Genomic DNA, 2944 nt, shown 5'->3' with positions numbered 1-2944 from the left:
CCTTTAACTAAAATAGCACCAGTTGGACAAATATTCATGGCATATTCAGCTTGTAATTCAGATAGTTTTGCTTCTTGTTCATAATCAACAGCAACTACTGTTTTACTTCCTTTATTTAAGTAACTGAAAACTTTATAACCGTCGTTTGTTTTAACTTCTTCAAAACAGCGTTTACATTTAATACATCTATTTTGGTTTACAATAATTCGTTCAGCTCCGGCATCAATTTGTCGTTCAATAAATAAATGTGGGAAACGAGTAAACCTTATTCCTGTCTCGTATGCTAAATTTTGCATTTGACAATCACCACTTTTCTCACAAGACGAACAATAATGATTACCTTCAACAAACATCATTTCTAGAATGGCTTTTCTGGTATCAAGTAATTCAGGTGTATTAACTTCAATATCCATTCCTTCATCAATTTTTATGGTGCAACCTGCAATTGCTCGTCCATTTAATTTTATGGTACAAACTCTACAACTTCCTAACTCATGTGAATTTTTAAAATGGCATAATGTTGGAATATAAATCCCGTTTTGTTTGGCAGCTTCAATTAAATTTGTTCCTTTTAAAGCTGTACAAATTCTTCCGTCTATAATAAATGATATATTTTCCATTTTTTGACTTATTTTGAATCTATAATTGTGTTTCTTTTATAATACTGTCATATTCTTGTATAGCTCTTTCCATATCAAACTCAATAGTATGATTTTCACTTATTGGAGAGATTTTTTGTTTATAATAATCTTCAAATTTATCGATAGACATAAGTAATGAATTTGGAGAAGATTTACCTAAACCGCAACGGCTAGAAAGTTTAATAATTTTTCCCCATTGTTTAATTTCATCAATATCTTTTTGAGTACATAAACCACGATCAAATTTTTTAACTTTTTCGAGTAAAATTTGATTTCCTGCCCTACAAGGAGTGCAAACACCGCAAGATTCCATTTTGAAAAATTTTAGAAAATTTTCTTGAATTTGAAGAATGCTACGAGATCTATTAAAAACCATAATTGAACCACCACAAACAAGGTCTTCTTCACAAATTTGTCTGTTAAATTCAGTGCTATTAATACATTCGCCAGATGGGCCACTAATTTGAACATAATAAGGAGAAAGAGCTTCACATAATTTTAATAACTGCTTAACTGACATTCCCCATTCAATTTCATAAATTCCAGGTTTTGCAATATCACCTGAGATGCTGAGTAGTTTTGTTCCCTTGCTAATATCAGTTCCAACTGATGAAATGAAATTGGCTCCTAATTCAATTATTCTAGCAGCTTTCGCAAAAGTTTCAACATTATTAACTACTGTAGAATGCCCTAAATAACCAAATTCGGTTGGGAAATATTTTTGAACTCTTGGTTCTCCACGTTTACCTTCTAAAGATTCAATAAGCGCTTTTTCTTCACCACATACGTATGAGCCCGCGCCTAACTCAATTTTAATATTAAAGTCAAAGTTTTTTATTCCACAAATATTCTTACCTAAAAATGTATTTTGGTAAAATTCTTCAAGGGTATCTTCTAACTTTTTTTGAAGGAATTTGTATTCAGCTCGCAAATAAATAAAGCCTTCTTTAGCTCCAGTAATATACGCTGCTATAATCATACCTTCAATTAAAAGGCCTGGTATATTCTCAATGATAGATTTGTCTTTAAAAGTACCAGGCTCACCTTCATCAGCATTACAAATAATATATTTTTTAACACTGTCATTATCTTTACAAGCAAGCCATTTTTTTGCTGTTGGAAAAAATGCACCACCGCGCCCTGAAAGTTCAGATTTAGCAATGGTGTTTAGTGTTTCAGTTGGATTCTTTTGTTTTAATTTACTTAATGCAACTCCTGCCTTATAATTTCTAAAAATAATGGTTTTATCTTCAGAAGGAGTATATTGAATTTTACTTGTTGGATTACTTGCTATCGATTTTAAATCGACACCATCTTTTAATTGCTGAACAATTGTTTTAACCTTTTTCACTGTTAAATTAGTAAATGGGTTAAAATTGATTAGTGCAGCAGGTTCTTGATCACTGAGTCCTATGCATGGAGTCTCAAAAAGGGAGAATTCCAAATTTTGATTATATTCTCCAAAAGTACTACCTGTTTCTTTTTCAAAAGCAGCCTTTATATGTTGAAATCCTTTAAACTCGGAAACAATACTATTGTTTAAATAGATAACGTATTTTGCAGTAGGTTGCCTATGGAAGAAGTGGTAGAAAGAAATAACGCCTTCAATTTCTATTTTTGAAACTTTTAATTTTTGTGCAATTTCTGCAATAGCGATATCTGAAAGAAAGCCAAATTTATTTTGAAACTCCCAAAGATGTGATAAAAGATCAGTACGATTCATAATTTATTTAGTTTATTTGAAGTGACTCTTAAAGTTACGATATAAACAATTGAATACCAGATAATCATAAATATTTACAAAAAATTCAAGAGAAGTATTAATTTTTAAATGATTATGCATGAAATATTGTATTTCATTGAAAAAGAATGTGTTAAACTAATTGAAGTGTTGTTATTATATCAATAGTTAAAAATGGAGTATTTGAATTGAATTTTTCTTAAGATTTTTTAATAAAAAAAATTGAATTGCGCAGGTTTTAGGAAGAAATTACTATTTTCAGAGTCTAACGTTAGCCTATATTTGAAGTTTTATTAGGTTAAAACACCATTTTTGCCCAAAATTTATCATTTTATTTTTTTTGTTAATATGCTTTCGAAGCCTTAAAAAAAAATCTTTTTTTAAGGCTTCGAAAACGTTGTAAAACACATCTTTTTTTGATTAAATGATCACCATATTTAGTTGAAATATGCCTCAGTTTTTAGTGAATTAAAAGAAACTATCAAAAAAGTAATTTTTATCAAATAATCAAAAAATTTACAAAATGTTTGGTTATTATTATTGATAACATATTAATTTACAA

2 protein-coding genes are annotated in these 2944 nt (G+C 29.2%); both read right to left on the bottom strand.

Going from position 1 to position 2944, the window contains the following annotated elements:
- Positions 1–620: 2Fe-2S iron-sulfur cluster-binding protein (locus tag Q0352_RS07740; RefSeq protein ID WP_299526143.1), on the bottom strand; the 620-nt coding region annotated here is incomplete at its 3' end.
- Between the two features lie 19 nt (positions 621–639).
- The gene (locus Q0352_RS07735; RefSeq protein ID WP_299526140.1) at positions 640–2364 is read right to left on the bottom strand and encodes an NAD(P)H-dependent oxidoreductase subunit E; all 1725 of its coding nucleotides are present in this window, start codon (positions 2362–2364) and stop codon (positions 640–642) included.
- Between the last annotated feature and the right edge of the window lie 580 nt (positions 2365–2944).

It is taken from the genome of uncultured Lutibacter sp., assembly GCF_937891065.1.
In the GTDB taxonomy this organism is placed as follows: Bacteria; Bacteroidota; Bacteroidia; order Flavobacteriales; family Flavobacteriaceae; genus Lutibacter.
Note: the sequence above shows the minus strand (reverse complement) of the source record. Positions and strands in the feature narration are given on the sequence as shown.

Bases quoted from the DNA above. Each gene is read 5' to 3' on its own strand.
- Q0352_RS07735 (WP_299526140.1), bottom strand. From the start codon at position 2,364: ATGAATCGTACTGATCTTTTATCACATCTTTGGGAGTTTCAAAATAAA.